Here is a 26,336-nt window from a genome sequence, read left to right on the forward strand (position 1 = left end):
AAGAGATGACAGGAATGCACGAAGAACTTCAGTTTGACCTCGAAGAGCGCCACGCCCTCCGACGTGTGGCCGGACTGTCCACGGAGCTTCAGGACGTCACCGAGGTCGAATACCGCCAGCTGCGTCTCGAGCGGGTGGTCCTGGTGGGCGTCTGGACCTCCGGCACCGCAGAAGACGCGGACAATTCCCTATTGGAGCTCAAACTCCTGGCAGAGACGGCCGGTTCGCAGGTTCTCGACGGGCTGATCCAGCGCCGTCAGAAGCCCGACCCGGCGACCTACATCGGCTCCGGCAAGGCGCTGGAGCTGAAGGACATCGTCGAGGCCACCGGAGCCGACACCGTGATCTGCGACGGTGAGCTCACCCCCGCGCAGCTGCGCGAGCTCGAAGACGTGGTCAAGGTCAAGGTCATCGACCGGACCGCCCTCATCCTCGACATCTTCGCCCAGCACGCCAAGAGCCGCGAGGGCAAGGCCCAGGTCGAGCTCGCCCAGCTGCAGTACCTCCTGCCGCGCCTGCGCGGCTGGGGTGGCAACCTGTCGCGCCAGGTCGGTGGCCGTGCCGCCGGCGGCGTCGGCATCGGAGGCCGTGGCCCGGGTGAGACGAAGATCGAGCTCGACCGGCGCCGGATCAACGAGCGCATGGCCAAGCTGCGGCGCCAGATCAAGGGCATGTCGGTCGCGCGCGACACCATGCGGGCGCACCGCGCCTCGCGTGAGGTCCCCGCGGTCGCCATCGCGGGTTACACGAACGCGGGCAAGTCGTCGCTGCTCAACCGGGTGACGGGCGCGGGAGTGCTGGTGGAGGACGCCCTGTTCGCCACCCTCGACCCGACCGTGCGCAAGGCGCGCACGCCCGAGGGCCGGCTGTTCACGATCGCCGACACCGTCGGCTTCGTACGGCACCTGCCGCACCAGCTGGTCGAGGCGTTCCGCTCCACGCTGGAGGAGGTCGCCGACGCCGACCTGATCCTGCACGTGGTCGACGGCTCGCACCCCGACCCCGAGGGTCAGATCACGGCCGTGCGCGAGGTGTTCGCCGACATCGAGGGCGCGCTCGACGTGCCCGAGATCATCGTGATCAACAAGGCCGACGCGGCCACGGGCGACGTGGTCGACAGGCTCACCCGGCGGTTCGGGCGCGACAGCATCGTCGTCTCGGCCCGGACGGGCGAGGGCATCGAGGCCCTGATGGACCTCATCGAGGAGCGGCTGCCCAGGCTCGACCACGAGGTCGAGCTGCTGGTGCCGTACGACCGCGGTGATCTGATCTCGCGGGCACACAAGGAGGGCGAGGTCGTCTCCGTCGAGCACACGCCCGAGGGGACCGTCCTTCACGCTCACGTGCCGTCGAGCCTGCTGCATGAGCTCGGAAAAGTCGGCAAACCGGTCGAAAGGGTGTAATTCCGGATATTATTCGCGCCGTTAGTGAGGGTGCTAAGATTAGTCAAGCTTTCCCTCACTATGGCGCGGGTTTCGGATGTCGACTGCTGTGAGTCATGTCACCTGCGGGGGTCCCAGGGATGATTGGGCTTTCTTCCGAATAACTCTGTACAGCAGACGCGCCTGTGAAATAACGTAACTGAACTGAAATCGCCGGATCATGAGTCCGGCGATCGGTCACCGCACACTGTCGCGGGTGAGAGCAGGAGACCCCATGTCGTCCGGACCCGGAGCGGACTCAATGGGCGCGGCGCCCAGCCGTGCGCTCCTTTTCCGTACGCGTCCTACGTATGGGCGGGTGATGCCGTGACAGTGAGGCTCCTGACCAACATCGGCAGGCTCTGGACCGGGCACGACATCCTGAGCAACGGCGCCATCCTGGTGCACAACGACCGCATCGCGTGGGTGGGACGCGCCGCGGACCTGCCGCAACACGTGCCCGGTGTCGTCGACGACATCGTCGACGTCGACCACGTCGAGAACCTTGGGGGAGCGCTCGTCACCCCCGGCCTGATCGACGCCCACACCCACCCCGTCTACGCCGGCAACCGCTACGCCGAACTGGCGATGATCTCCGGCGGCTCCACCCCCTCCGCGATCACCGCGGCGGGCGGCGGCGTGGGCTCCACCGTCACCGTGACCCGCGGCACCGACCCGTGGACCCTGTGCAACGGCGTGCGCGAGCGGCTGCGCTCGTGGCTGCTGAGCGGCACCACCACGGTCGAGGCGAAGACCGGCTACCACCTCACGCGCGACGGCGAACTCGCCGACGTGCGGCTCCTGCGTGAGCTGGAGAAGGAGCCGATGATGCCGCGCGTGCACGTCACCTTCCTGGCCGCGCACGTCGTGCCGCCCGAATACTTCGGCCGCCAGCGCGACTACGTCGAGGCCGTGGGCGCCTGGTGCGCCGACGCCGCCGCGGCGGGCGCCGACTCCGTAGACGTTTACTGCGACGAGGGCCACTTCTCCACCGAGGAGTCCCGCTGGGTCCTGGCCTCCGGGCGCAACGTCGGCCTGCTGCCGCGCATCCACGCCGGCGTCTACAGCCGCCGTGGCGCCGTCCAGCTGGCCGCCGAGCTCGGCTGCGCCTCCGCCGACCTGCTGCACTTCACCTCCGACGAGGACATCGCGATCATGTCCCGCTACGGCGTGCCGGCCGTCATCTGCCCGGCCACCGCCATGCAGCGGGGCAGCGTGCCGCCCGTCAAGCGCATGCTGAAAGCCGGCGTCACCGTCGCCCTCGGCAGCGACCACAACCCCGGCCACTGCGGCATCACCTCGATGCCCCTGGTCGTCTCGCTGGCCGTGGCGATGTTCGGCATGAGCGTCGGCGACGCCCTGCGCGCCGCCACCCTCGGCGGGGCGACCGTTCTGGGCGCCCCCGACCGCGGCATGCTCGCCCCCGGACGGCTCGCCGACATCGTGCAGTGGGACGCCGACCACGAGGGCGCCTTCGCCTGGTCCTACGGCCTCAAGCCGCGACGTGTCTGGCGAGGCGGGACACCCGTTCAATAGTCTCGGCATATGCCGGTCGCTGTGGTCACGGACTCCACCGCCTACCTGCCTGCCACGGACGGGGTCACGGTCGTCCCGCTCCAGGTGATCGTCGACGGGGCCGAGGTGTCCGAACTCTCCTCGCCCGACCTCGCGCGCGCCACCACCTCCCGTCCCGCACCGGCCCTGTTCGCCGACGTGTACTCCGCGCTCACGGCATTCGACGGCGTGGTGTCCGTGCACCTGTCTGGCGAACTCTCCGGGACCGTGGAGGCCGCCTCTGCCGCGGCAGCGGCGGCGCCCGTGCCCGTCGAGGTGGTCGACAGCCGGTCCATCGCCATGGGACTCGGCTACCCCGTCCTGGCCGCCGCCCGCGCCGCCGCCTCGGGGGCGTCCCTCCGAGCGGTCGCCGACGCGGCCCGCAGGTGCGCGGAGGTCACGCAGACGTTCTTCTACGTCGACACCCTCGAGTACCTCCGCCGGGGCGGCCGCATCGGTGCCGCGGCCTCGGTCGTGGGGTCGGCGCTGATGATCAAGCCGCTGCTGCACCTGGTCGACGGGCGGATCGAACTCCTGGAGAAGGTGCGCACACCCTCCAGGGCGCTCGGACGCCTGGAAGAGCTGGCCGTGAAGGCCGCGGGGGCGGCGCGGGCGGTCGAGGTGGCGGTGCAGCACCTGGCGGCGCCCGGGCGGGCGGAGGCGTTGTGCGAGCGGCTGCGGGGGCGGCTGCCTGACGGGGCGCGGTTCACGGTCGTCGAGCTGGGTGCGGTGGTGGGCGTGCACGCGGGGCCGGGGATGCTGGGAGTGACGGTCTCGCCGGGGAATTCCTTGTGAGAATGACGCCCTCGTCCACAGAACCCCGTTCGGCTCGTCCGGCACCGCACCGCCCTCCCTAGCCTCACCCCGTGCGCGCCTACGACCAGGAACGAACGGCGGCGGAGACCCGGCTCCGCTCCATCACCTCACCCCGGCCACCCGCGTCCTTCCAGGCGTTCAGAGAGATGGACGCGGTCGTCCGTCCCGGTCCCGCCGGGTCCCCTCTCCGGGCGCTGATCGCCGTCGGCCTCCTGGCGGTCCTCGTCGCCGGGTTCTTCGTGTGGCGCTCCCAGCCCGACGCCGAGCCCCTCACCCCGCTCACCCCCTCGCCACCCAGCGCCTCCGCCAAGGCCAGCATCGGCCAGGTCATCGTGCATGTCGCGGGCAAGGTGCGCCGGCCAGGCGTCTACACGCTGGCCGCCGGCTCGCGCGTGGCCGACGCGGTGGCGGCGGCGGGCGGCGTACGGCAGGGCGCGGCATCGGGGTCGGTCAACCTCGCCCGGCGGGTGGTCGACGGGGAGCAGATCACCGTAGGGGCCGCGGCCGCCACCGCGGGTGCCGCCGCGCTCGTGAACCTCAACACTGCGACGCCTGAGCAGTTGGAGCAGTTGCCGGGGGTGGGGGAGGTCCTCGCTCAGCGGATCGCGGCGTTCCGTGACTCGCACGGTGGGTTTCAGAGCGTCGATCAGTTGCGCCAGGTCAGTGGGATCGGGCCCCGGAAGTTCGAGGAGATCAGAGGCAAGGTGCAGCTCTGATGGCTGACGCTCCGCAGACTCCACCCTCCGCCCCGATCTCGCCTTCCGCCCCGGCCCCGGCCTCGCCTTCCGCCCCGATCTCGCCCTCCGCCTCCGCCCCGGTCCCGCCCTCCGCCTCCGCCCCGGTCCCGGCATCGGCCCCGCGCCCCGTGCCGCCCCCTCGGTCTGCTTCGCGCCGCGTGCCGCCCTCCGCCCCGGCCCCGCGCCGCGTGCCGCCCTCTCGTTCTGCCCCGCCGCTTGCCGCGGCCTCTCGCTGGGCGTCCTTGTCGCTCCCCGGCGCCCTCCTCAAGCCGCGCATCTGGAGCCTCACCCTCCCGGCCGCGGGCGCGTGGCTCACCGCGCTGGCCCTCCTCGCCCTCCCACCCATCATCGCTGCCCTCACCGCACCGGCATGCGCAATCCTGGCCGCGCTCGCCTGGCTCCTCACCCGCACCTCCAACCCCCACCCACCCGGCAACACCTCAACCGCCACCCCACACCTCCGCCACACGGCCCCCAGAAGCCCGCTAACCCGCCCCCACAGCCCTACGCGTCTGAGGATCCCCCTCCCCTACCGCCGCCCCCTCACCGCCCTCCTGAGCGCCATGGCCGCCACAGCAGCCGTCGTAGCCCTCCCCCTCCACAGCACCACCACCGGCCCCATCCCCGCCCTCGCCGCCCAGAGCGCCACCGTCACCGCTGAAGTCACCCTCACCGACGACCCCAAAGCCCGAAAGTCCTTCACCACCCGCGAGAGCATCGTCGCCCAAGCCCGGATCGACGCCATCCACCACCAAGGCACCCGCACCACCCTCAGCGCCCCCGTCGTCCTGTTCGCCAACGGCCCGGAATGGCGCCCCCTCCTCCCCACCCAACGTCTGCAGGTGACCGGCCGCCTGGCCCCCGCGACCCCCGGCGACCTCGTAGCCGCCTACCTCCTGGTCCGCGGCCCACCCCGCATCCTCACCCACCCCACCTGGATCCACACCGCGGCGGGCGACCTCCGAGCGGGCCTGCGCGACGCCGCAGCCGTCCTCCCACCCGACCAGCGAGGCCTGCTCCCCGGCCTGGTCGTCGGCGACGTCTCCCGCATGGACCCCCAAGTGGCCGCCGACTTCCGCGACGCGGGCCTCACCCACCTCTTGGCCGTCAGCGGCGCCAACCTCGCCATCGTCGCCGGCGCCGTCCTGGCCCTGTCCCGTCTGGCCGGCTTCCCCCTGCCCGCCCGCGCCCTCCTGGCCTCCGCCGCCATGCTGGCCTTCGCGGTCGTCGCCCGCCCATCCCCGAGCGTCCTGCGCGCGCTCGTCATGGGCCTGGTGGCCATGCTCACCCTGGGCACCGGCCGCGCCCGAGACGGCTTCACCGCGCTGTCGGCCGCCGTGCTGCTGCTGATCCTCTTCGACCCCGGACTGGCCCGCTCGTACGGCTTCGCCCTGTCCGTCTGCGCCACCTCAGGCCTGCTCCTCCTCGCCCCACGCCTCAGCAACGTCCTCAGCGGAGGCCCAGCCACCCACCGCCCCCCGACCCTGCGCGACCGCCTCCGCAACCTGCAGACGGGGCGCCCCAAGCTCCTGCACAACGTGGCGGCCTGGCGAGCCCAGCTGCGCCGCTCCCTCCGCCCCGCCAACGCCGCCCCCGGCCACTGCCCCGCCAACACCGGCCCCGGCCACTACCCCGCCAACACCGGCCCCGGCCACCGTCCCGCTAGTGCCGGCCACCACCTCGTCAGCCATGCCCAATCACCACCAGCAAGCCGCCGCCGGATGCCCCACTGGATCGCGGAAGCCCTGGCCATCCCCATCGCCGCGCAGGTCGCCGTAACCCCCGTCCTCGTCCTCATGGCAGGCCAGCTCACCCTCATCGCCATCCCCGCCAACCTCCTCGCGGCCCCCGCCGTCGCCCCCGCCACCCTCCTCGGCTTCGCCGCCGCGGTGGTGGCACCGCTCTCACCCGAAGCCGCCGAACTCCTTGTCGTCCCCGCCGGTTACGCGGTGGCCTGGATCATCGCTGTCGCCGAGTGGGCGTCAGGCATGCCCCTGACCGAGATCCCCTGGCCAGGCGGCCTCCCGGGGTTGGCCCTGCTGGCCGTCGTCGTGGCGATAGCCGTACCACTTCTCCGCTCAGGCAGATGGCGACCACTGATCGCCGTGATCGTCTGCGCGGCCCTGCTGGCCGTGCTCGCCGTACGCCCGATGGTGGCCCCTTGGCCCCCAACCCGCTGGCTGATGGTGGCGTGCGACGTCGGCCAGGGAGACGGCTTGGTGATCGCCGCTGGACCCGGCAGAGGAATCGTCGTGGACGCGGGCCCGGATCCGGTCCTCATGGACCGATGCCTGCGAGATCTGGGCGTAGAAGAGGTGCCGCTCCTCGTGCTCACCCACCCCCACGCCGACCACGTGGCCGGAGCCTCGGGAGTCCTCAGAGGACGCCGAGTCGGTGCCGTCCTCCTGAGCCCGGTCACCGAAGAGCACCCACGAGCGAAAATCTCTGACACTGGCCACCAGCCAACCCAGTGGGTAGCCACACCCGGATCCCGCTGGACCTTCGGCCCGTCGGAGGTGACCGTCCTCGGCCCACCCACCGACCACCCCGCCGGCGAAGGCCCAGGCGAGGGCAGCGCCGTGAACAACGCCAGCATCGTCCTGCACGTCCGCTGGGCGGCGGGCTCGGCGCTGCTCAGCGGCGACATCGAGACAGAGGCCCAGACCGCCCTCGTACGGCACGGCCTGCCGACCGTCGACGTCCTCAAGGTCCCTCATCACGGCTATCACGAAGCACATCAAGAGACAAGCGGATCCCCGGTCTCCGGCTCGCTCTTCAGCCGGCCGGTCCTCTTCGCCCAGGCGAGGATTTCGTCCTCCCACCAGTAGTCGGTGGCGGCGACCTTGCCGGCGGGGGAGGGGAGAGGCTCCACCTGTTTGGCTGCGGCGGCCCGGCGCTTCCACTGGTTGACGGTGTGGACGCTGACGCCGAGGAGGGTGGCGATGTCGCTGACGGCGACAGGACGGGGGCGCTCGGCACGGCTCATGGGTTCAGCGTACAGGGATCATGCATACGCAGAAAGGCTGCCTACACAGAAACTCTGGACACCCACACAGTCTCTCTGTACAGTAGTCACATAAGCAACAACGAGCCGCCAGGGAGAACCGATGAGCATCCAGCAGATCAACAGCCTCCGCCAGATCGCCCTCCGCAACGAGGACCAGGACGCCCTCGCCTCCCTCGACTACCTCTACGACGCCGAGATGGCCCGCATCGAGAACCTCCTCAACAAGGCCGCCTCCTAGACCCCAGGGCCCCGGGACACCGGGGCCCAACCCCCGACAACGTAAGACGGCCCCCAGCCAACGTCTCCACCGTCAGCTGAGGGCCTGCGACCAGGAATCGAGCTCCTAGCCATGATCCCAGAGTACGACCACACCAGCACTTCGGTCCCTGCCGACGCCGAGACGGCACGGCCCGCATGCAAGCCCTGGTGTGTCCAGCACGACCCGGACGGCGACGTCTGCGCCTCCAACACGATCGACGTGCCCGGCTACAGCAAGGCCAGCCTCACTTACACGGAGGTCGAAGGGCTGCGCATCCATATGGACTACGCCAGCCTCTCCACCGCCGAGACGTGGCAGCTGACCAAGGCGATCCTCGCGCTGCTCGACCTCGACAACCCGCCGCCCGCGCAGTCCGCCGAGGAGGAGCCCGACATGGAGCCCGTGCCGGACGTCGTCCAGGCGCAGGCCCTCGCCGCCGGCCGCGAAGCGATGAACAACCACCTGCTCCTCCGCATGTCCGAGCTCTCCACCCACGACCTCGAGCGCCAGGCGATCAAGAACGGCACGCTGCCGAGGCCGACATGGTTGGACGACGACCCGTGCCCGTCGTGGTGCGCATACGGCCACGAGCACCTGCCCAGCAGCGGCACCGGCGACCGGACGCACGGCTCCGCCGCCCACAGGGTCACCCTCAACGTGATGGAGCCGATCGTGATCGGCTACCCCAAGAGCTTCGCCCAGCCGACCCTGTGCGCCGAGCTGTCGCAGCACTTCCGTGAGAAGGAGGCGCGCGTCATCGTCCACGTGAGCGACCAGCAGATCTTCGAGGCGACGCTGGCCGAGGCCGAGCAGATCGCCCGCAACCTTCTGGACCTTGTCGCGCAGGCGCGCGGGCGATCCTCGCAGCCGTGTCTCGACGTGCCGTGCCCGGACGTCGCCTGCCGTATCTGCTACCCGCTGCCCTCCCCCGTGGGCAGCTCCACATAGCAAGACGGCCCCGGCCGGTGCGCTAACACCGAGCCGGGGCCTGGCCCATCCCCTGCATGCACAGGAGATCGACGTGACGAAGACCGTATCGCAGGACGCCTCCACAGAGGAGCGCATCGCCGCCCTCAGGAAGATCGGCGACCGCGACAAGCACCTGATGCTGTGCTACCTGGCCGGCCGCAGCCCCGACGCCTTCGCCGACGCCTACGACCTGGTCATGGGGTGTGGCGAATGAGCGACATCCCGCCGTACCGGAGACGCTGCCCCGTCTATGAGTGGTGCAGCGGCCGGCACGCCGTAGGCGAAGACCGCCACCAGGCCAACCTCGACCTGATCGAGCACCTGGAGGCGTTCCACTGCCTGGTCGAGGTGAACCTCGTCGGTACCGGCGGCGAGGTGGCCGTGGAGGTCATCCTGACCGACCTGCACAACATCGACAGCCGCGTCTACTTGGTGCCCGACCAGGCGGCGGCGATCGGCTACATCCTGCACACCTTCGACTGGCGGGCGATCCGAATCTTCGGACATCTGCTGAGCGAGGGCGCCCACGACATCGCCCCGCCGTACGGCCCCATGCCCGAGCGGGTGTCGCTGGCGCCGCAGGACGTGGAAGCCCGCATCGCCGGCCTGACCGACGCTCAGGCGCGGCACGTCCTGGAGCGCCTGGCGGAGCAGTACCCGCTGGCGGTCCTTCGCGTTCTCCCGCCCGTTCCGCTCGCTCTGCCGCCTGGTGACAGCGCCCAGAGCTGACTATGCCGGTCCTTGGCCGGCGACTCGACCGCTGGCCAAGGACCTCAACCGATCCCAAGGAGATCGATCGTGTTCAAGAGGTTCTCACGACCATCCCGCCGCGGCCACCAGCCCGACGAGGCCGGGGACACGATGTCCCTGCCCTCGGAGGTCGCCTCCCCAGCGAGCCCTCCCGGCCGCTTCTGGGCGATCGGCGTGCTCGTCCTGGCCGCCCTGGTGTCCATGAGCATGAACACCTGGCACGCCTGGACAGCCACCAGCCTGCCGAAAGGGCTCGCCATCTTGTACGGCGTGTCTCCGGTCGCTCTGGCCGCCATGCAGTCGCACGCGGTCGCCCTGCGCGCGCTGCGCAAGGAGAAGGTCGGCGCCTTCCGCCGCACCCTTACCTTCGGCCTCGTGCTCGGCGGGCTCGGCCTGTCCTTCCTCGGCATCTACGACCTGCTCCGCCACGCCGTACCCGACCCGCTGCCGGGTGTACCTCTGCACGAGCCCGCGGTGTTCTTCTCGATCGTCATCGACTTGATGGCGCTGGCCGCTCTGCATGAGCTGCTGCGCGAATCGCCCTCGTTCGTGCATGCCGCGCAGGCGAGCGAGACCACAACAGTTGTTGTGCCGGAGGCTGTACCTACCTCAGCTGAGGAAAAATCCTCAGCTGAGGTCGAGAGGGTCATCGAGGCCCCCGCGGTCGGTTCCACAATTGTGGAACTGGAGGCGACCACGTCGTCTCACGAAGAAGGTCCGCTTGCTGTACCTGCAGTCGTGGCCGAGACTGCCACAACTGGTGCCGAGAGGGTCGTCGAGACCGCTGCGATCACTTCGGGAGATGCCGAAGTGATCGCGCCCCTTTCAAAGAATGAAAGGTCTGTACCTGACCCGGTGGAGGCTGTACCTCCGCAGGTCGGAGACCTTGTTGCCGATGGCAACTTGATGTCGGTCGAGACGATTCCCGCGCCCGTGTTCTCGCACCAGGTACAGCCCGGCGCGGAGGTCGAGGAAGAGGACCCGCTCGCCCCGGTGGCGGTCGCGAAGTTCCTCCCGGACGTCGTCGAGGGCTACCTCCCGAGCGTGCGGAAAATCAAGACCACGATGACCGTAGGTACGGACAGGGCCCGAAATCTGCAGGGTCAGCTGAAGCAGCTCATCGAGGTGTCTCGGTGACCGATTTCTTCTTCTGGCTGATCGAGCAGCCACGTCTGGTGGGCCGCGGCTGGCGGTCATGGGCCTCGCGCGCCTGGGACGGGATGACGCATGGGGTACACCGCCGCCAGATCCGAGCCGCCGAAGCGATCGGCGACGCGCAGTTACTCGGCGAGTGGGTCGAGCGCCGGCAGCGCGCCAAGCTGGAGCGCACCAGCTGGCTGATCAGCCTCCCCGCCATGGTCGCCGCCCTCACCGTCATGGCCTTCCGCGGCGGCATCGTCGCCGTGATCGGCCTGGCCGCACTCGGCGTCGTCGTCGAGATGACAGGTCCTGGCCGCGCCGCGGCGCTCATGTCCGGAATCGGCGCCTTCTTCGGCTGGATCGTGTGGGCGGTCGGTGCGCTGGCCTGGGCCCTTGTGCACGTCGGGCCGTTCATTCTCATCTGGGCCGGCCGACGCGAAGGGCTGCGCGTGAGCGAGAGCGGGACGTCGGGCTGGACGGTCGGCGAGGAGCCTGAGACCGAGGGCCGCCAGGTGGTGCCCGACGAGGGCGCCATCATCGTCGCGCTGCAGAACCTCGGCATCTCGCCCCTCAATCGGGCCTTCCGCGCCGGGTGGCGGCCGAGGGTGGTGCTGCCGACCCAGCGTGACGGCAAGGGCTACCGGACGCAGATGCAGCTTCCTCCCGGTGTCACTGTCGAGATGATCAACCTGAAAAAGAAGGTCCTCGCCCACAACCTGGTGCGCTTCCCCGTCGAGGTCTGGCCGACCGAGCCGCGCAACCTACCCGGGGTCCTGGACATGTGGGTGGCTGACCAGGGCAGCCTGACCGGACCCGTCCCGCCTTGGCCGCTTCTGGAGGACGGCGACGCCGACTACTTCAAGGGCGTGCCCGTCTCGGTCGACATCCGCGGCAAGACCATCGTCGGCCGCCTGTCGGAGGCGAACTACGCCATCGCCGGCCAGATGGGGTCCGGCAAGTCCACGCTCGTCATCACCCTCCTCCTCGGCGCCCTGCTGGACCCGCTGGTGGACGCGGACGTGTTCGTGATGGCCGCCAACGCCGACTTCGAGCCGATGCGCCGCCGCCTGCGCACCCTCCAAACCGGCGCCGGTGACGAGGTGGTCGAATCCTGCATGGCCGCCCTGCGCGACGCCTACGCCGACCTCAGCGTGCGCGGACAGGCGCTGCGCGAGCATGACGCCCGCGCGGTGACGCGCGAGCTCGCGATGAAGGACTCCCGGCTACGCCCGCGCATCCTCGTCATCGACGAATGCCAGGCCCTGTTCATGCACGAGGAGTACGGCGAGGAGGCCGAGGACCTGGCGGTCAAGCTGGAGTCCGCGGCCCGCAAGTACGCGGTCTCGCTGGTGTACGCCACCCCCGAACCGTCGTCGGACTCCCTGCCCCGACGTCTGATCGCGATCACGTCGAACCGGGCGTGCTTCTCCATCGGCGACCAGCGCTCCAACGACGCCATCCTCGGCACCGGCAGCTACAAGACCGGCATCTCCGCGATGGGGCTGGAGCCGAAGACCGACGAGGGGCCCGGCGACGTCGGCACGTTCATGGCCAGGGGGTTCACCTCCAAGCCTGCGCTGCTGCGCGGCTACTTCGTCTCCCAGTCGGACGCCCACCGGGTGATCGACCGGTGCATGGCCAACCTGGAGCAGGCCTGCCTCACCGCGACGGGGCGTCCGGCGATGGAGCAGCGGCGCGATCTGCTCCAGGACGTGGCCGCGGTGCTCGGCGAGGAGACCCTGCCCGCGGCCGACGTGCCGCCGCTGCTGGCCAAGCTGGCACCGCGCTGGCTGCCCTACCGAGGCCTGACCGGTGTCGCTCTGCGCGAGCAGCTGGCCGAGCTCGGCGCGCAGGTGCCGTCGACGGGCAACCGGTGGCCGATCTCGCCGGAGCTGATCCAGGCGGCGCTGGTGCGCGCGGAGTTAGGCGACGACGTCCCCGGCGACGCCCTCGAACAGGGGGTTCCGAGGTCTTCCGGCTCGTGGACCTAACTGGCTAACTGACCTAACTTTCCGCAGGTCAAAGCCCTGATTAGGGAGCGGCCTGCGGCGAGTTAGGAACCTAACTCGATTCCGGCGACCTAACTCACGAAGGAGACCATCTGTGCCCCCGAAGAAGCGCACCACCCAGCCCGCCAAGCCGAAGACCGCGGCGAAGCGCAAGCCCCGCAGACGGAAGATCGTCACGGTCAAGATGACGCTCGGCCTGTTCCGCTGCAAGACCTGCGGGAAGCCGTACAACCTGCCGTGGCGGCACTTGTGCCTGCGCGGATTCACGGCGAGCGAGGCCCGTCGTACGGCGAAGCAGGTCGCCGCCTCCCGCCGCAACCTCGCCAAGGCGCGGGGGCAGCGATGACCGACGCTCAGTGGGGCGCCGTCTGGTTCATCCTCATCGTCCTGGCCATCGCCGTCTACGCACTGTGGCGGAGAGCCCGTTACCCGCAGGCATGGTGCTCGTGCAGCAGCGGCAGGAGGTGGGCGCCGGGCGGCGGCCGGTGGCGCGACCACTCGAGGTGTCGCGGCACCGGAGTCCGCGGTCCGCGCTGAGGTTGCGGATGCTCGCCGGGCCTCGGTTCGGCGGGTGTCCGGGGCAGAGCGCTCCATGCGAAGGGAGGCCATCCATGGCCAAGAAGGGTTCCGGCCTGCAACGAGCAGAGCGCCAGCTCGCCGCCGCCAAGGCCGCGGCGTCGAAGGCCGAGAAGAGTTCCAGCTACTTGCGCGCGCTGCATGTGCGCCAGGCACAGAGGGCCGTCGCCGAGGCACAGCAGACGGTCCGCGTGTGGGGCGGCAGCGCCTGATCGCCCTGAGGCACCCAACCGAGAGGAGATAGCGATGGCGAAGGTCAGGATCGGCGTCAAGGGCAGCCACGAGCCCATCGAGGTCAAGGCGTCGAAGGAGGACGAGGCGTACTACGACAACCTGCCGTTCACCAGCGACAACGTCCTGTGGACCGAGGTCACGCCTGACCGCTAGGTTCACATGGAACGGCCCTCGTCCCGCAGCACCTCCAGCCCGGGACAAGGGCCTGCACAAGGCCCGGCGCCTGCACGATGCAGGGGCGCAGGCGCCGGGGGTCACATCAGGTGGTTCACGAAGACGGTGAACAGCGCCAGGCGCACGGAACGCCGCACCGTTTCGACGTCCACCCCGACCGCTAGGGCCGCGTCAAGGGCGCGGCCGGTCAGCCGGAACTTCTCCCACTCGTGGTTCGCGAACGGCTCAAGCGCTTCGAGGAGCAGCTGATCCCATGGGTCATTCGACGGCTGCCAGCCTGCGCGGGCAGATGTCCATCTGCTCCCGTTTCGTGAAAGGTAGACGGTCCCGTCCGGCTCCTGCTCCACCTTGAACACCACGCCTTGAGAGTATGACGCGGTATGACGCGGTGTACAGCGTCATACCGCTACCTGAGTGTTTATGCAGCTCAGGGCCGCCGTAGCGTGATCTCTATGGCAGGAGAGAGCGAAGTCCCGGCGTGGGACCCGGACGCGCCAAGGATCGGCTACGACTACGAAGCCGTCGCCGACCACATCGAGGCGCGCATCCGCGCGGGCCAGCTGAAGCCCAATATGCCGCTGCCAGGGGAGCGGGCCCTGTCGGAGGAGTACGGCCACGCCCTCGGGACGATCAGGCGGGCCACGGAGCTGCTGCGCGAGCGTGGCCTGGTGCGCACTTTGCCTGGTAAGGGCTCGTTCGTCGTGCCTCAGGAACCCGCCAACGGGTAGCCGTCGTCGGAGCAGGACGTTAGCTAGGCTCCTCCCGTACCGTGCCCCACATGATTGAGCACAGGTACGTGGGCGAGTGCCCTAGCTGCGGAAACGACGCCTACAAGAGGATTCTGGTCGTTCACGCGCACCAAGAGACGCAGCCGATCGAGATCTACAAGGGCAGGCACTGCTCGCCCGGCTGCCCACTCGAGGACACCGGCATCCAGTGGCCCTGACAAGAGAAGGAGGCCCCACCGCTTCCCGAACTGGGAAACGATGGGGCCTCGTGTCTGGGTGGAGATCTGGTGCTACATCAACGCGCCTGGAGGTTGATAGCGCCCCTCGGTGAGGCGGACGCCAGCGCCGATCATCCCGTTCCTGCCGCCGCGCTTGTTGTAGATGTTCGCGCCACACGCCTCGGCGTACTCGTAGATGTCGAAGTTCGGGTCCTCATAGCCGAAGGCCTGGCCGGTCACCCAGATGATGTTCCAGAGCAGCTTCTCGGTCTCCTCGGCTGTGAGGATCTTCTCGCTCTGCTTGAAGCTGGGCTCGTAGTTGCGCTGATGACCAGCGCGATCCGCGCGATACGGGGCATCGCTCCAGTCCTGGAGCTTGATGCCGGCGGCCATCTCTTGAGCACGGCGACTCAACGCCATTTCGTCCTCCTATCGGACAGAGGCGGATCCGCCCTCCTGTAGGGCAGCGCCTCGGCACGGTGACTCTACGCCCCGCCGGGGTGAGCGTGAAGGCCAAACGCGGATAAGCCCGCCCAGCCCCCGATGGGAGCCGGGCGGGCTTATGAGTATGCAGCAGCTATCTGCAGTTCAGGCGCCCGTTCAGGAGGCGCTGCTGCCACTGCTCACGAGGCCCCACCGGTGGGTCGGTGTCGCCGTGGCACCGGAGCTGGGTGCCGTCGTCGCCGCGATAGATCCGGACAACTCCTCCGTGCCAGCTGCAAGCGCCGCGTCGTCCGATGGCCGCAGACTGGGTGCCATCGGAGCATTCAGACCTGAGCAACTCCCACTTCACGTAAGGCGTGGGGGTAGGAGAAGTAGGCGCTTCCTCCGAAGACGGTGGCTCGATGCCGAGCGTCGTGATCAGGAAGCCTGCTCCGAGGAACAGGGCCAGTCCCAGACTGAGGCAGCCCCAGAGTCCGGCTACTTCGTCGCTCATCCGTAAGCCCACGCGAGGAAGACGCGCAAGTGACACGTGAGGTTGGCGAGCCTAGTAGGCGCGCGGAGTGCGGAACGAGGCGTTGGTGACGTCTCCGGTGGAGCCTGCGGCGAACGCGGTGATCACAGCGACGACAGCGGCCAGGCCGGAAATCTGGCCGACGGTCGCCCAGTCGACGTCGAACAGGCCGATGGCGTTGCCGCCGATCGTGGCGAGCGCGGCCTGGGCGGCGGTGCGGACGGTGCGCTCGATGGTGTCGGCCCAGAACGAGCCAGTGACCCACTTCTGCATGGTGACCTCCTGTTAGGACGTGGGCGAGACGGTCGGGGACGGGGTGGGGACGACCGGCGTGCAGTCGTACGAGGGGACGCCGGCAACCGGGGCGCCGAGGGCGCACACGGCGACGGTCGCGCCGAGCTTGAACTGCACCTTCGGCGGCAGCACCATGACGGGCTTGGGCAGGCCTTCCACGGTGGGCAGCTTGACCTTCTTCTCGCCCGCCCGGCACGAGCCGTACGCCGACCTGGCGAGGTTCTTCGGCTCCAGGAGGCGCAGGTCGCCGCCGACCTTCTTCGCGCACACGCCGACCGTCTTGACGGGCTTGGGCGCGGAGCTCGCAGCGGAGGCGGCCAAGGGGCCGGACGCGGCGAGGGCGAGCAGGGCAGCGGACAGAATGATCGCGCTCTTGCGCATTTGAGGATGCTCCTCGTGGGTTGGGATAGGACAAAGGCGGCGCCCATGTGTGGAACCGCCAGGGGCGAGCCGGTCGGCTCGTTGGTTGAAGTGCACCGGCTCGTTCAGCTGGGCGCGTCCGGCCGCTACAGTGGCGCCATGGTCGCCAGAGGCGGTCGATGGATTGGGGTTGCTCTCGCGATGGTGCTCGTATCGGCCTGCAGCGGTTTGTGGACGAGTACAGCTCGTGTAGATCCCGGTCTCGTGGCCGAGTTACGGACGCTGGGAAGAGTTGTCGCAGAAACGACGGATGAGTGGTACTACGACGGCGAGCACGACATTGCTGTGGTCCTCATCCTCGACGGCGGATCTGCAGAAGGTGACGCGTCCGGCCAGGTCGTCGAGGCACTGGAGCGACGCGGCTGGAAGGACAGCGGGCCTACCGGCTTTGTGAGCATGGAGTCGGCCCACAGACCCGAGACCATCTACGTTGAGCCGTTTTCGTCAGCCATGAAGCCAAGCTCTGACGGGTTTAACCCGAAGCTGGACTCGGCCAACGAAGCCTTGTTCGACAGGTTGCGCCTGGAGCGCGGGGCGGCTGGGTACGTGGTGCTGAAGGTGGAGCCAAACCGGTGACGGGGGCGACGGTCATAGGACTCTCAGGAGGGCGGCCCACGTCTTGTCGTCGGTCTTGCCCGTCTGGGCGAGCCCGGCGCCGTCCTGGAAGGCCTTCAGGGACTCGGCGTGCGCCTTGGTGAAGGTCGTCTCGTCCACGCCGGGCAGGACGGCGAACCCGCGCGCCCACAGCAGACCGGTGAGCGTCTTGACGTGCCAGCCCTCGGCGCCCTGCTCCAGCAGCGGCAGCTTCTTCACCAGAGCCTCCGTAGGGTTCGTGGCGGGCTTGGGAGCGGCAGGCTTCGCCTTGGCGGGCTTCGGCGCGGGCGGATAGTCCGGCCGGCCGTAGCCGTAGATGCGGGAGCTGTTGCGGGCGACGGTCTTCTCGTAGACGCCGTCGCCGTTGTGGAAGGCGCCAGCGAGCACCCCAGACGTGTTGCCGCCCACCGTGGTGATCGTTGTCTTGGTGACCGCGGTGACGAGCTCCACGTGGGTGCCACCGTCAGCGCCGTAGTAGACGAAGTCTCCACGCCGCGGCGTCTTGTACCAGCGGCGGCGGTCCTTGAACCACCGCACTCCGACCAGGCATGAGGCCGTCTTCGGGCCTGCGCCGGCGTTGCCGGACATCTCCAGCCCCCACGAGAGGGCGGAGTGGCACCACGGATAGCCGCGACCCTCGTGCGGGTAGCCGGGGATGGGGCCCAGCCACTGGTTGAACTTGGTGAGGTTGTTGCCCTTCTCCCGGTAGCCGATCTCTCCGGTGAGGGTGTCGATCATCGCTTCGACGCCGGACATGCTCAGCCTCCGATCCCGTTCTTCAGGGCGAGGTTGAGAATCCCGACGAGCACCGCCAGCCCCGCGCCGATGAGGGCGGAGACGACCATGCGGCGGTCGGCTCCGCGCCGGTCTTGCTCGCGCTTGAGCTCGTCTCGGATCTGGCCGATGTCTTCCAGGAGGGCCGTGCGGTGAGCCTCGTACAGGTCACGGGTGATCATCAGGGAGATGGCCGTGGCCAGGGACGCGAACCGGTCGTTTGTCGTGCGCTCGAACCGCTCCAGGGTCCGGGCGACCTCGCCAAGGGTGGGCTCCTCAGTGGACATGCTCAAACACGGCTCCTCGCGTAGGGGTACGGCAGAGCGCCGCGATGGGGTGGAGAGAGGTGGACCGCCCGCGCTGTCAGCTCATCCCTTTACTGACGGCGCGCTTCCATCGCCCCTGCGCGGGCGGCCACGATCAGGGGATCGGATCAACGATCGGCGGCGCCGACGACTTCAGCTCAAAGATGAGCTCGTCGAGCCGCTCAGCCAGGTGCTCGATCGCGTCGACCAGGTCCTGCGTGTGCGACTGGCTGTAGGCGCCCGGCGCCCCCGACAAGGAGACCGACGTCGCGGCCACGTACCCGGCCTGCGGCACCGTCGGCGGCTTCAAGCTGTAGGTGCTGCCGGAGGAGTCCGTCCAGTACGGCTGCGTACCGGAGGCGTAGACGCGTCCACCGCTGGCCGGCGGGGGCGGGGTGCCGCGGCTCGGCAGGACCATGCCCTCCGACGCCGTGGTGATCGGCGGACGGGTGGAAGCGCTCGTGCGGGCGGCGCGCACCCCTCGGTCGAGGGAGCGCAGCATGTCGCCGAAGTCGTCCGGCTGCGGGAGCGGCATCTAGATCTCCACCTCCTCTTCGAGGGCGAACGTGATGGTGGCCGGCCCTGACCTGCTGGCGGCGCGGACCTTGGCGCCGATGATCCGCCAGCGGAAGTTGAAGCTGGCGCCGCCGCCGACGATGGGCCACCAGTCGTTGGACAGGATGATCCGGGCGTAGTCGCCCAGGTTGTTCGGCGTCCACTTCGTCTCATCCAGGCGGACGGTGATCTGGTGGACCCGCACCGTGCCGGGCCGTTCGGCTGCCCACCGGGCGGCGTAGGCGTTCAGCGTCGACTGCTCCTTGACGGTGGAGTAGTCGAGCGTCTTGTCGACCCTGGGCCAGCCGGCCGCCAGATGCGCGGTCGCGTCCTGTGGGGTGGACATGAGCGGCTCAGCGCGGGTCGAGGCGTCGAAGCTGACCGACTCTCCCCGGGCCCGGTAGGAGGTGGCCGCGCGCAGCGCGTCGACGGACATCGACCAGGCGATCACGTTGCCCGGGTAGGAGAAGACGTGGTCGGTCGTGCTGCCGAGCTTGGGGTAGCCGAGCTTCAGCTCCCGCGTGCGGGCGCCGGTGCCGGGGTCGGACGTCTGGATCATCCACTCGAACCCGCCGTCGGTGTCGGCGAGCTCGGCCAGCCGCTGCCCGAACGTGCCGCCCTCGCTGGCCAGGTAGGTGCGGTCGCGGGTGACGCCGGAGGTTTCCGACCCTGCGGTGAGGCCGATGTCGGCGCCGGAAAGGGCCTGCATCTCGGTGACGATGAGCTGGCGGCCGATCTCCAGCTGGTCAACGTCGGCGTAGCTGTAGTCGTCGCGGATCTCCACCGCGTTCAGGTACGACTCCAGCGAGGCGCCCTGCAGTTCGACGGTGATGACGCCGCGGTCGCGCTGGGCGACGTTCGCCGTCCAGATGATCGCCGACTTCCAGATGACGCCGTTGATGTAGACGTGGCAGACCGTGCGGCCGGGCCCGGTGGACAGGCTGTCGGGTTCGCTCGGGTGGGAGATCCAGCGGGGCACGACCTTGGCGACCTTGTCGGCCAGTTCGCGGGAGTTGACCTCGACGGAGGCGGAGAACGGGGCGGCGTCGTTGATGAGCCGGTCGAAGTTCACGTTGAACAGGTCGAGGGTGGTGATGTAGTCGTCGGTCAGCAGGTCGACGAACACGCTCTTGAGCCGGACGTCGGCCGAGGGCGGGATCGCCGGCGGCGGCTCGGTCGGGGTGCCGGAGATGCCGCCGACGTCGACGGTGAAGCCATGGGAGAAGATCGGCAGGCCGGTGGCGGTGAACGTCGCCGCGGCCACCGGGCTGGTGTCGGTGCGGACGCGGGCGGCCAACGCGGCGGTCGCCTCGCCCACGGTGCGGTCGACCTGCTCGACGTGCCCGGTGGGGGGCTGCCAGGCCAGGCCGGCGCCGAGCCCGGCCGCCCAGCGCAGGCTGACGCCGGGCGCCGCCTCAGGGGTGAGGCCGGGGCAGGTGACGGTCGAGTCGCTGTCGGCGTTCTCGGCCGACAGCAGCTGTGGGGTGACGCCGTCGTGGTCCCAGATGGCGGCGATGGCGGCGATGCCGCCGGGGCCGGACGACTGCTTGAAGGTGTAGCTGGCCGGTTCGGTGGGCCCAGCGACCTTCCACCAGACCTTGGTCCCGGCCCACTCGGTGTCGGATCGCTGGCCGAGCGGCTGCCAGGTGGTGCCGCCGGTCGGGGCGGTCATGGCCGCGTTGCCGAACGCCGCCGAGGTCTGGAAGGCGATGAGGATGTCGCCGGCGGCGGTGCCGCCCGGCTTGTTGACGGGGTAGGTGGGGTTGGTGGACTGGCTGGAGGTGGGGGTGGAGCGCAGCTGGGCCACGAGCACCTCCGTTCAGCAGAAGAAGGGCTACTCGGCGGCGTCGCGCCACAGGACCTCGCATCCGGCGGTGCCGCCGGCGTCGGTCTCGTAGGACAGGAGGTTGGTGTCGACCTCGAGGAAGAACTCCTTGAGCGGCACCGAGATGGTGTCGGCCATGTCGTTCTCGTGGTCGACGTCGCCGATGAGCGCTTCGCCGCGCTGGGTGTCGACGATCAGGGTCTGGCCGCCGGTCAGGACGATGTCGAAGGCGAGGATCCGGTCGAGGGTCTCGTTGACGAGCATCGGGTTGGTGACCGGGCCGTAGAACCGCAACAGCGGCGGCGTGTACAGGTCGCCCGCGTTGACCAGCGGCGTCGCTGAGGGCGCGTTGGCCGGGACGATGACCGAGTGCTGGTCGAGGCCGTACCGTCGCGGGTCGGGGCACTCGAACGTGATCACCGGTTCGGGGTGGCCTTCGGCCCAGTCGCGGTCCCACACGCCGGTCCGGTCGATGACCTTGGCGTTGGTGAGGAGCGTCTCGGTCTTGCCGCGGATGACGAGCGTCAGCAGCGTGTTGTCGCGCAGGGTGCGGGTGTCGTGCCGCAGCTGGGCGAGCAGGGGCGTGACCTGGCTGGGGTCGGTGTGCGCCTGCACCTGCAGGCGGACGGTGACGATCCGCCGCTGCAGGTAGGAGGGTCCGGCGAACGCTCCGTGCCGGTTCGGCTCCTCCACCGTCAGGGAGTCGACCTGGGGTTTGGCGTCCCAGCCGGTGATCTCCCGCACCGTGTAGGAGGTGCCGGGCCCCCACAGCACGGTGGTGCCCCACTCGACTTGCGTGTCCTCGGTGATCAGGTGGCCGGGCAGGACCGGCACGCTCACGCCGGGCGAGGGCACGAGGGCCTGGGCCTCGACGACGTCGGGGGTGATCGTGGCGGCGAACGTCGCCGTCACGGTCGGCGCGGGCACGTCGGCCTGGCCGCCGACCACGGCCGGGGAGATGGTGCGGTGCTGCTCGGCGGTGATCGAGGGGGCGGGCACGTCGGCCTGGCCCTCGACGACGGCGGGCTCGATCAGCTCGGCCGACCCGGCGACGACGTTCGGCGTGGGCACATCCGCCTGCCCGCCCACCACGGCCGGGCGGGCGGTGGCCCCGGCGTGGACGCTGGGCGCGGGCACCTCGGCGGCGCCCGCGACCGCCGCTGGCCGGGCGGTGGCGCCGGCCTGGATCGTCGGGGCGGGCACGGCGGCCGCGCCGGTCACCGTGGTCACCGAGATGGTGGCGTCCAAGCTGGCGGGCAGGATCTCCAGAGCGACCCAGTTCCACGACGGGGTGCCGGCGGCTGCGTCGAGGTTGAACGTGACCGACTCGCCGGCGGTGGCGGTGTTGGCCGCCTTGACGATCGCCAGACCGGCCCGGCCGGAGCCGTTGAACGCGTACTCGTCGTCGGTCGAGCTGGGGACGCCGAGGCTGTTGCCGTCGGCCGCCGCACAGAACCCGCGTGATCCGCCGCCGGTCGAGGTGTAGCCGACGTCGATGTTGTTGACGGCGCTCGACCCGTCCGCGGTGGCGCCGATCGGCGAGCTGGGGTGCTGGCCGGTGACGTAGAAGACGCGGATACCACCGGACACGCCGGACGCGGTGACCGTGATGCCGGACAGGGCGGTCGGGTTCGGCGCTGTGTAGATGGAGCAGAACCCGGTGCGCGCGACCCGCTGCGTCCACGTGCGCGCCGTACCCGAGTTGGACACGGTCGGGGTGCCGCCGCCCGCGGGCAGCACCGCGACCAGCAGCGACCCCGCCGGCGGCGAGAAGGAGTTGGACACGACCGGGTTGAAGGAGTTGCTACCGGCCGGGCCAGTCGCGGCGATCGCCATGCCCGCCCCCTCTCATCGCTGGTGGCGGGCATGAAAAAACCGCCACGAGGGGCGGCGGCATCACAGAGCGCAGGCTACGGCGAGATGACGTTGATCCGGCCGATGCCGTTCGCGCTCCAGGCGACCAACAGGGTGCCGTCGTTGGTGTTGTACGCGGTCAGGAAGTCCACGCCGAGGATCAGCCGCTTCGGCGACAGCGAGTCGGCGTAGGCGATGCCGCCCCGCACCCCGGTCAGCGTGCTGGACGCCCAGGAGACGTCGTTGCCGTCCCACACCAGATACGTGGAGCCGCTGGTGACCACGGTGCAGGTGGCCGCCGCGATGGCCGCGCCGCCCGCCGTGTAGCCGGTGCCGGAGATTTCGTTGGTGGCGCTGTAGGACTGGTCGGCGGTCGCGAAGTTCGGCGTCAGCGTGTTGTTGTACAGCGCTAGCTTGTAGTCGTCGGCATCCAGGTTCAGGGCGTAGGCGCCCACGCCGAGCGCGTCGACGAGCGTGTCGGCATACCAGCCGCTACCTCCCCATGCCATCGACGGCACCCCCGATCTGGATCGTCGCGTCCCGGCCGGGTGTCCCGGCCGGCGGGGAGCCGACCGTGCGCGCCCACTGCCGGAAGTCGCGCATCTCGTTCTTGGCGGCCTTCAGCTCGGCGAGCGTCTCCTGAGATGGCTCGGAGGCGGCGGCCTCCTTGGCGGCGGTCAGCCGCTCCTCGAGCCGCTCGCACTCGGCGAGGAACTCCAGCCCTCGCCGCGCATGCATCGCGGCTACTCGTGCACTGGTCATTGCGGTAGTGGTCCTTCCACGCTGGCGGTCACCACGGCTTGGCGGATGACCACGGACTGCTGGTCGTTGCCGTGCTGGATGACGCTGTTGCCGAGCTGGTCCGTGGTGTCCTTGACCCGGCGGCCGTCCTGCGCGGATCGGTACTCGCGTACCTGGTCGCGAGTCGCCGAGGTCCACCCGGACGGGCGCGTCTGGATGTTCTTGCTGCGCAGCCACGCCCCGTAGGTGAGGCCGCTGTCCGGGTCGTATCCAGGCATGCCGAAACGCCCTCTCTGGTCGGTGGTCTGCAGGTGATCTACAGGGGGCCCTTGGAGGTGGTTCGCGCGTACAGGCGGGCGGCCAGCAGATCGGCGTCCGCGCGGTGGTTGACCACCAGATCGCCCATGACCTGGACAAGACCGCGGTCCCCGCCTGCCGCGCCAGCTGACCCGGCGGCCCGCCCGTCTGGACTCGCCGCAGGGGCTGCCGTCCGATGCGGGGGAACCATCTGAGGCCTGGACACGCGGGCGGTGTTCACCGCCCCCGCCAGGGACCCCATGCCGCCGCTGACCCACGCCATGTTCGGGCCAGGATCGCCAGGGACCATCCCGCCCGGCAGACGCCCACGAGCCTCGCTCGCAGTGGCGGAGATCGACCCAGACAGCTTGCCGCGGGTCTCCTTCGCGCTGGCAGCAACCCCAGAATTGCCGCTCTTGGAGCCGCTCGACTTGCCCTTCAGCTTCCCGCGCGTCTCCTTCGCCGACGCCTCAATCGGGCCGTCGGAGTAGTCGACGCTGGTCGACGACATCATCTTGCCGCCATCACCGGTGACGCTGGTGGCCGAGATCGCCCGCTCCACCGCCGCCGCCAGGTGGTCCGTGGCGCCGGTGAGCCCATCGACGGAAACACCCACGGCGACGACCGACTCGGCCATAATGCCGCCCATCGCGGTGACCGACTCGCCGATCACCGTCGACCCCTCGACCCAGCCGGCGGTCATCGACTCGCCGACCTGCGCCACCTGATCGATGCTGCCGGTCAGCGACCCGCCCGCGCCGAGGGTGGACATCAGGGCGGCGTGCGCCTGGCCGAGCTGCCCGGAGATCGCCTGGTTGGCGGCGTCCATCGAGCTGGTGAACTTCGCGACGGTCATACCGGCGTCGGCGTTGTACACCTTCAACCCGAAGTCCTGCGCCACCCTGCCGAGCAGGTCAACCGCCCGGCGCCGGAACCGCGGCTCGTACGGGATGAACGCCTCCGTCGCGCCGGTCCCACTCGAGCCCTCGCCGTACAGGACGGTCGGCCGGTTGACCAGGTTGGGCGGCTGCGGCCTGGTCGCGGTTCTGATGCCGCCGGCCGCGTACCGGTCGATCGAACCCATCGCCCTGGCGGTGCCAACGGTGCCATCCGGGAGACGGACCGACCCGTCCTGAAGGATCTTGACCCTGACAGTGACCGTCCTGTCCTTGATGGAGGCCAGCGCCGTCTGGGCCAGCTTGACCGCCGCCTGCAGCTCACGGATCTCGGCGTTCAGCCTCGACCGGCGTTCCTTGGTGAGCTCGGGATCCTGCAGCTCCTTGCGCGCGGCGGCCAGCCGCGACTGCAGCGCGGAGATGTCGGAGGTGATCTCGCTTCGGTACTCGGCGATCAGCTTCGGATCGCCCAGCGCCAGCAGCGCCTCACCCTTCGCATGCAGCAGCTGCCGCACCTCGGCGGACAGCTGCGCCCGCCGCTCCTTGGTCAGGTTCGGGTCGTCAAGCAGCGTCAGCGCCTTGTCGATGCCCTGCTGCAGCTCCACGATGTCGGCCTGCAGCTTGGTGCGTCGGCTGGCCTCGTCGGCCTCCTTCTGGAACTCCTTCAGCTTGGCGATGCCGTCGTCGGCCCCGGCGACGATCTTGCGGCCGAACTCCTCCAGGCCGGGCACGTTGGAAAGCGCCTGGCCGATGGAGCGGGTCACCTGGAGGATGCGGGTGCCCATGCCGGTGATCACGCTGGAGGCGTCGGCGAAGTGGCTGGCGACGGTTGCCGCGCTGCGCGACCCTGCCAGGCTCAGGAAGCCGAGAAAGTCGACGAGCTTGCCCAGGCCGGTGATCGCCAGCGGGATCACGTCCAGCAGGCCGTTCAGGACAGCGCCGATCGCGCCCCGGTTCTCGGACACCTTGCGCCCCAGCTCGGACAGAGCGTCGCCGAGGTCGGACAGGAAGCCGTCGATGTCGATCTCGGACAGGACGTCGGAGAAGCCGTCCATCAGCGATGGGATGGAGTCGCCGAGATCCTTAAGCCCGTCTCCGAGATCGCGAACGAACTGCTCCATGGGGACTCTCGCCCGATCGAAGCCGTCCGCGAGATTCGGGGCGACGTCCTTGGCCACATCCCGCGCCGTCGTACGAACCTCATCCAGCACGCTCAGCATCGGGCGAGAGGATTCCTGGACGGCCAGGTTCAGGTCCCGGCCCAGCTCAGCGAACTGGTCGCGCAGCTCCTTGGCCTGCTTGTTCGCCGCCTCGACCCGCCGCTTCTCGACCGCCGACCACTGCTTGTCGATCTCCTGGATGTGAAACAGGCTCGTCACGCCCAAGGTGACCAGGCGGGCGCCGATCCCGGCGACGATCGCGCCACCCATCGCCGCGCCGACCGCCACACCCGCGCCGATTGCCACACCCCCCAGGCCGGTGAGCAGCGCCGGACCGGCGGCGGATCGGACCGCCGCGGCCAGGGCGCCGCCGGCCGAATCGCCGAACTCGACGAACTTCGGCATGGCGGCCTTGGTGTCGACATCCACCTTCACGTCCACGGTGGTGCCGTCCAGTCGGCCCACCTCGGTCGCCACGAGCGCCAGATCTCTGGTCGCCTGCTCGATCCCTGCCCGCACCTCGAACGAGGCGCCATCTCCGAGATCGGCCAGTTCGGCCTGGATCCTGGCCATCTCGGCGAAGGCGTCGGCGGCGTCGATGTCCACACCGATGGTCTTCTGGCTGAGCTTCTCCAGATCGTCACGGAGCTTGGCGACGGCGACGTCAGCCTCGGTGGAGTCCGCGTCGATCTCGATTTTCGGCAGCCGCTTGGTGGCGTCCTCGAGCTTCTTGCGGAAGCCGGACACGAATCCGCTGGAAGCGGTGAACTGCCGGTTGAGGTCCTTAAGGTCACGCGTGACCGTGCTCTTACCAGCGGTCCATTCGGTGACCGCGAGCTTGAGTCGGGTGGTGACGGTGCGGTCGGCCACGACTCACCTCCCATGGTTACGAAATGAGTCGTTTGGGGCGAGAGGGGTGTTGGACCGTGACACGATCGCCCCGGGATCGGGGGGTCACATTCGGAGGAGCACATTCATGTCTCGCATCGCCCCGGCTGTGTTGACGGCCGCTCTGCTACTGACCACCGCCTGCACCGCAGGGCAGGCCACTGCGCATCCCGTACCAACCGTTAC

The 26,336-nt window shown here is 69.6% G+C and carries 30 protein-coding genes; 17 read left to right on the forward strand and 13 right to left on the reverse strand.

Annotated elements, in window-relative coordinates; all coding sequences use genetic code 11:
• Positions 1 to 14 precede the first annotated feature (14 nt).
• The 14 genes from hflX (at position 15) to ACIBH1_RS05370 (ending at position 13,625) form a co-directional block, all read left to right on the forward strand.
• A complete protein-coding gene (hflX, locus tag ACIBH1_RS05305) occupies positions 15 to 1,403 on the forward strand; it encodes a GTPase HflX (RefSeq protein WP_397312335.1) in 1,389 nt (462 codons plus the stop codon).
• Between the two features lie 345 nt (positions 1,404 to 1,748).
• Positions 1,749 to 2,957 (forward strand): amidohydrolase family protein, encoded by a 1,209-nt coding sequence (locus ACIBH1_RS05310; protein WP_397312336.1) that lies wholly within the window; start codon positions 1,749 to 1,751, stop codon positions 2,955 to 2,957.
• Positions 2,958 to 2,966: 9 nt separating this feature from the next.
• Positions 2,967 to 3,770: a DegV family protein gene (locus tag ACIBH1_RS05315; RefSeq protein ID WP_397312337.1), complete on the forward strand. Its 804-nt coding sequence runs from the start codon at positions 2,967 to 2,969 to the stop codon at positions 3,768 to 3,770.
• Positions 3,771 to 3,841: 71 nt separating this feature from the next.
• Positions 3,842 to 4,507 (forward strand): ComEA family DNA-binding protein, encoded by a 666-nt coding sequence (locus ACIBH1_RS05320; RefSeq protein WP_397312338.1) that lies wholly within the window; start codon positions 3,842 to 3,844, stop codon positions 4,505 to 4,507.
• A gap of 584 nt (positions 4,508 to 5,091) precedes the next feature.
• Positions 5,092 to 7,356 carry a ComEC/Rec2 family competence protein gene (locus ACIBH1_RS05325; protein ID WP_397312339.1) on the forward strand — a complete coding sequence of 755 codons (2,265 nt, stop codon included), beginning with the start codon at positions 5,092 to 5,094 and terminating at the stop codon, positions 7,354 to 7,356.
• 279 nt (positions 7,357 to 7,635) lie between these two features.
• On the forward strand, positions 7,636 to 7,773 hold the full coding sequence (locus ACIBH1_RS05330; RefSeq protein WP_397312340.1) for a hypothetical protein: 138 nt from the start codon (positions 7,636 to 7,638) through the stop codon (positions 7,771 to 7,773).
• Positions 7,774 to 7,884: 111 nt separating this feature from the next.
• Complete coding sequence (locus ACIBH1_RS05335) at positions 7,885 to 8,742, forward strand: DUF6907 domain-containing protein (RefSeq protein WP_397312341.1); 858 nt, start codon at positions 7,885 to 7,887, stop codon at positions 8,740 to 8,742.
• Between the two features lie 73 nt (positions 8,743 to 8,815).
• Complete coding sequence (locus ACIBH1_RS05340) at positions 8,816 to 8,977, forward strand: hypothetical protein (protein ID WP_397312342.1); 162 nt, start codon at positions 8,816 to 8,818, stop codon at positions 8,975 to 8,977.
• Positions 8,974 to 9,492 (forward strand): hypothetical protein, encoded by a 519-nt coding sequence (locus tag ACIBH1_RS05345; RefSeq protein ID WP_397312343.1) that lies wholly within the window; start codon positions 8,974 to 8,976, stop codon positions 9,490 to 9,492. Before ACIBH1_RS05340 ends, ACIBH1_RS05345 begins: the two co-directional genes overlap by 4 nt.
• Before the next feature lie 69 nt (positions 9,493 to 9,561).
• Positions 9,562 to 10,650: a hypothetical protein gene (locus tag ACIBH1_RS05350; RefSeq protein ID WP_397312344.1), complete on the forward strand. Its 1,089-nt coding sequence runs from the start codon at positions 9,562 to 9,564 to the stop codon at positions 10,648 to 10,650.
• A complete protein-coding gene (locus ACIBH1_RS05355) occupies positions 10,647 to 12,644 on the forward strand; it encodes a hypothetical protein (RefSeq protein ID WP_397312345.1) in 1,998 nt (665 codons plus the stop codon). The genes ACIBH1_RS05350 and ACIBH1_RS05355 overlap by 4 nt, the downstream gene beginning before the upstream one ends.
• Positions 12,645 to 12,756: 112 nt before the next feature.
• Positions 12,757 to 13,008, forward strand: coding sequence for a hypothetical protein (locus ACIBH1_RS05360; RefSeq protein ID WP_397312346.1), 252 nt, complete (start codon positions 12,757 to 12,759; stop codon positions 13,006 to 13,008).
• 265 nt (positions 13,009 to 13,273) lie between these two features.
• Positions 13,274 to 13,450, forward strand: a complete 177-nt coding sequence (locus ACIBH1_RS05365; protein ID WP_397312347.1) for a hypothetical protein — start codon at positions 13,274 to 13,276, stop codon at positions 13,448 to 13,450.
• Positions 13,451 to 13,484: 34 nt separating this feature from the next.
• Positions 13,485 to 13,625 carry a hypothetical protein gene (locus tag ACIBH1_RS05370; protein WP_397312348.1) on the forward strand — a complete coding sequence of 47 codons (141 nt, stop codon included), beginning with the start codon at positions 13,485 to 13,487 and terminating at the stop codon, positions 13,623 to 13,625.
• A gap of 101 nt (positions 13,626 to 13,726) precedes the next feature.
• Here ACIBH1_RS05370 and ACIBH1_RS05375 read toward each other — a convergent pair whose 3' ends face one another.
• Positions 13,727 to 14,005 carry a hypothetical protein gene (locus ACIBH1_RS05375; protein ID WP_397312349.1) on the reverse strand — a complete coding sequence of 93 codons (279 nt, stop codon included), beginning with the start codon at positions 14,003 to 14,005 and terminating at the stop codon, positions 13,727 to 13,729.
• 93 nt (positions 14,006 to 14,098) lie between these two features.
• Between ACIBH1_RS05375 and ACIBH1_RS05380 the strand changes: the two genes are divergently transcribed.
• Both ACIBH1_RS05380 and ACIBH1_RS05385 read left to right on the forward strand, forming a co-directional pair.
• Positions 14,099 to 14,374: a winged helix-turn-helix domain-containing protein gene (locus ACIBH1_RS05380; RefSeq protein ID WP_397312350.1), complete on the forward strand. Its 276-nt coding sequence runs from the start codon at positions 14,099 to 14,101 to the stop codon at positions 14,372 to 14,374.
• A gap of 50 nt (positions 14,375 to 14,424) precedes the next feature.
• Entirely contained in the window at positions 14,425 to 14,592 is a 168-nt protein-coding gene (locus ACIBH1_RS05385) for a hypothetical protein (protein ID WP_397312351.1), read from the forward strand.
• 72 nt (positions 14,593 to 14,664) lie between these two features.
• Here ACIBH1_RS05385 and ACIBH1_RS05390 read toward each other — a convergent pair whose 3' ends face one another.
• From ACIBH1_RS05390 to ACIBH1_RS05400, 3 genes are all read right to left on the reverse strand, one after another.
• Positions 14,665 to 15,012 (reverse strand): hypothetical protein, encoded by a 348-nt coding sequence (locus ACIBH1_RS05390; protein WP_397312352.1) that lies wholly within the window; start codon positions 15,010 to 15,012, stop codon positions 14,665 to 14,667.
• Between the two features lie 568 nt (positions 15,013 to 15,580).
• On the reverse strand, positions 15,581 to 15,820 hold the full coding sequence (locus tag ACIBH1_RS05395; RefSeq protein WP_397312353.1) for a holin: 240 nt from the start codon (positions 15,818 to 15,820) through the stop codon (positions 15,581 to 15,583).
• A 12-nt stretch (positions 15,821 to 15,832) separates the two neighbouring features.
• Positions 15,833 to 16,222 carry a hypothetical protein gene (locus ACIBH1_RS05400; RefSeq protein WP_397312354.1) on the reverse strand — a complete coding sequence of 130 codons (390 nt, stop codon included), beginning with the start codon at positions 16,220 to 16,222 and terminating at the stop codon, positions 15,833 to 15,835.
• A 138-nt stretch (positions 16,223 to 16,360) separates the two neighbouring features.
• On the opposite strand from ACIBH1_RS05400, the gene ACIBH1_RS05405 reads away from it, so the two are divergent.
• Positions 16,361 to 16,837: a hypothetical protein gene (locus tag ACIBH1_RS05405; RefSeq protein ID WP_397312355.1), complete on the forward strand. Its 477-nt coding sequence runs from the start codon at positions 16,361 to 16,363 to the stop codon at positions 16,835 to 16,837.
• Between the two features lie 12 nt (positions 16,838 to 16,849).
• On the opposite strand, the gene ACIBH1_RS05410 is transcribed toward ACIBH1_RS05405, so the two are convergent.
• From ACIBH1_RS05410 to ACIBH1_RS05450, 9 genes are all read right to left on the reverse strand, one after another.
• Positions 16,850 to 17,611, reverse strand: a complete 762-nt coding sequence (locus ACIBH1_RS05410; protein ID WP_397312356.1) for a peptidoglycan-binding protein — start codon at positions 17,609 to 17,611, stop codon at positions 16,850 to 16,852.
• Positions 17,612 to 17,613: 2 nt separating this feature from the next.
• Positions 17,614 to 17,916, reverse strand: coding sequence for a hypothetical protein (locus tag ACIBH1_RS05415; RefSeq protein ID WP_397312357.1), 303 nt, complete (start codon positions 17,914 to 17,916; stop codon positions 17,614 to 17,616).
• Positions 17,917 to 18,049: 133 nt separating this feature from the next.
• The gene (locus tag ACIBH1_RS05420; RefSeq protein WP_397312358.1) at positions 18,050 to 18,469 is read right to left on the reverse strand and encodes a hypothetical protein; all 420 of its coding nucleotides are present in this window, start codon (positions 18,467 to 18,469) and stop codon (positions 18,050 to 18,052) included.
• Positions 18,470 to 20,296 carry a hypothetical protein gene (locus ACIBH1_RS05425; RefSeq protein ID WP_397312359.1) on the reverse strand — a complete coding sequence of 609 codons (1,827 nt, stop codon included), beginning with the start codon at positions 20,294 to 20,296 and terminating at the stop codon, positions 18,470 to 18,472.
• 27 nt (positions 20,297 to 20,323) lie between these two features.
• On the reverse strand, positions 20,324 to 22,150 hold the full coding sequence (locus ACIBH1_RS05430; RefSeq protein WP_397312360.1) for a hypothetical protein: 1,827 nt from the start codon (positions 22,148 to 22,150) through the stop codon (positions 20,324 to 20,326).
• Between the two features lie 74 nt (positions 22,151 to 22,224).
• The gene (locus ACIBH1_RS05435) at positions 22,225 to 22,677 is read right to left on the reverse strand and encodes a hypothetical protein (protein ID WP_397312361.1); all 453 of its coding nucleotides are present in this window, start codon (positions 22,675 to 22,677) and stop codon (positions 22,225 to 22,227) included.
• Positions 22,661 to 22,906 (reverse strand): hypothetical protein, encoded by a 246-nt coding sequence (locus ACIBH1_RS05440; protein WP_397312362.1) that lies wholly within the window; start codon positions 22,904 to 22,906, stop codon positions 22,661 to 22,663. Before ACIBH1_RS05440 ends, ACIBH1_RS05435 begins: the two co-directional genes overlap by 17 nt.
• A 20-nt stretch (positions 22,907 to 22,926) precedes the next feature.
• Positions 22,927 to 23,187, reverse strand: a complete 261-nt coding sequence (locus ACIBH1_RS05445) for a hypothetical protein (RefSeq protein ID WP_397312363.1) — start codon at positions 23,185 to 23,187, stop codon at positions 22,927 to 22,929.
• Between the two features lie 38 nt (positions 23,188 to 23,225).
• Positions 23,226 to 26,132 carry a hypothetical protein gene (locus tag ACIBH1_RS05450; protein WP_397312364.1) on the reverse strand — a complete coding sequence of 969 codons (2,907 nt, stop codon included), beginning with the start codon at positions 26,130 to 26,132 and terminating at the stop codon, positions 23,226 to 23,228.
• Between the last annotated feature and the right edge of the window lie 204 nt (positions 26,133 to 26,336).

This window comes from Nonomuraea sp. NPDC050663 (assembly GCF_044456985.1).
In the GTDB taxonomy this organism is placed as follows: domain Bacteria; phylum Actinomycetota; class Actinomycetes; order Streptosporangiales; family Streptosporangiaceae; genus Nonomuraea.

What these genes read in the sequence shown, in the direction of transcription:
- ACIBH1_RS05325 (WP_397312339.1), top strand. Translation starts at nt 5,092, where the DNA reads ATGGCCGCCACAGCAGCCGTCGTAGCCCTCCCCCTCCACAGCACCACC.
- ACIBH1_RS05445 (WP_397312363.1), bottom strand. Translation starts at nt 23,187, where the DNA reads ATGCCTGGATACGACCCGGACAGCGGCCTCACCTACGGGGCGTGGCTG.
- ACIBH1_RS05430 (WP_397312360.1), bottom strand. Translation starts at nt 22,150, where the DNA reads ATGGCGATCGCCGCGACTGGCCCGGCCGGTAGCAACTCCTTCAACCCG.
- ACIBH1_RS05390 (WP_397312352.1), bottom strand. Translation starts at nt 15,012, where the DNA reads ATGGCGTTGAGTCGCCGTGCTCAAGAGATGGCCGCCGGCATCAAGCTC.
- ACIBH1_RS05400 (WP_397312354.1), bottom strand. Translation starts at nt 16,222, where the DNA reads ATGCGCAAGAGCGCGATCATTCTGTCCGCTGCCCTGCTCGCCCTCGCC.
- ACIBH1_RS05395 (WP_397312353.1), bottom strand. Translation starts at nt 15,820, where the DNA reads ATGCAGAAGTGGGTCACTGGCTCGTTCTGGGCCGACACCATCGAGCGC.
- ACIBH1_RS05420 (WP_397312358.1), bottom strand. Translation starts at nt 18,469, where the DNA reads ATGCCGCTCCCGCAGCCGGACGACTTCGGCGACATGCTGCGCTCCCTC.
- ACIBH1_RS05335 (WP_397312341.1), top strand. Translation starts at nt 7,885, where the DNA reads ATGATCCCAGAGTACGACCACACCAGCACTTCGGTCCCTGCCGACGCC.
- ACIBH1_RS05345 (WP_397312343.1), top strand. Translation starts at nt 8,974, where the DNA reads ATGAGCGACATCCCGCCGTACCGGAGACGCTGCCCCGTCTATGAGTGG.
- ACIBH1_RS05385 (WP_397312351.1), top strand. Translation starts at nt 14,425, where the DNA reads ATGATTGAGCACAGGTACGTGGGCGAGTGCCCTAGCTGCGGAAACGAC.
- ACIBH1_RS05365 (WP_397312347.1), top strand. Translation starts at nt 13,274, where the DNA reads ATGGCCAAGAAGGGTTCCGGCCTGCAACGAGCAGAGCGCCAGCTCGCC.
- ACIBH1_RS05370 (WP_397312348.1), top strand. Translation starts at nt 13,485, where the DNA reads ATGGCGAAGGTCAGGATCGGCGTCAAGGGCAGCCACGAGCCCATCGAG.
- ACIBH1_RS05415 (WP_397312357.1), bottom strand. Translation starts at nt 17,916, where the DNA reads ATGTCCACTGAGGAGCCCACCCTTGGCGAGGTCGCCCGGACCCTGGAG.
- ACIBH1_RS05330 (WP_397312340.1), top strand. Translation starts at nt 7,636, where the DNA reads ATGAGCATCCAGCAGATCAACAGCCTCCGCCAGATCGCCCTCCGCAAC.
- ACIBH1_RS05440 (WP_397312362.1), bottom strand. Translation starts at nt 22,906, where the DNA reads ATGCATGCGCGGCGAGGGCTGGAGTTCCTCGCCGAGTGCGAGCGGCTC.
- ACIBH1_RS05315 (WP_397312337.1), top strand. Translation starts at nt 2,967, where the DNA reads ATGCCGGTCGCTGTGGTCACGGACTCCACCGCCTACCTGCCTGCCACG.
- ACIBH1_RS05380 (WP_397312350.1), top strand. Translation starts at nt 14,099, where the DNA reads ATGGCAGGAGAGAGCGAAGTCCCGGCGTGGGACCCGGACGCGCCAAGG.
- hflX (WP_397312335.1), top strand. Translation starts at nt 15, where the DNA reads ATGCACGAAGAACTTCAGTTTGACCTCGAAGAGCGCCACGCCCTCCGA.
- ACIBH1_RS05405 (WP_397312355.1), top strand. Translation starts at nt 16,361, where the DNA reads ATGGTCGCCAGAGGCGGTCGATGGATTGGGGTTGCTCTCGCGATGGTG.
- ACIBH1_RS05410 (WP_397312356.1), bottom strand. Translation starts at nt 17,611, where the DNA reads ATGTCCGGCGTCGAAGCGATGATCGACACCCTCACCGGAGAGATCGGC.
- ACIBH1_RS05435 (WP_397312361.1), bottom strand. Translation starts at nt 22,677, where the DNA reads ATGGCATGGGGAGGTAGCGGCTGGTATGCCGACACGCTCGTCGACGCG.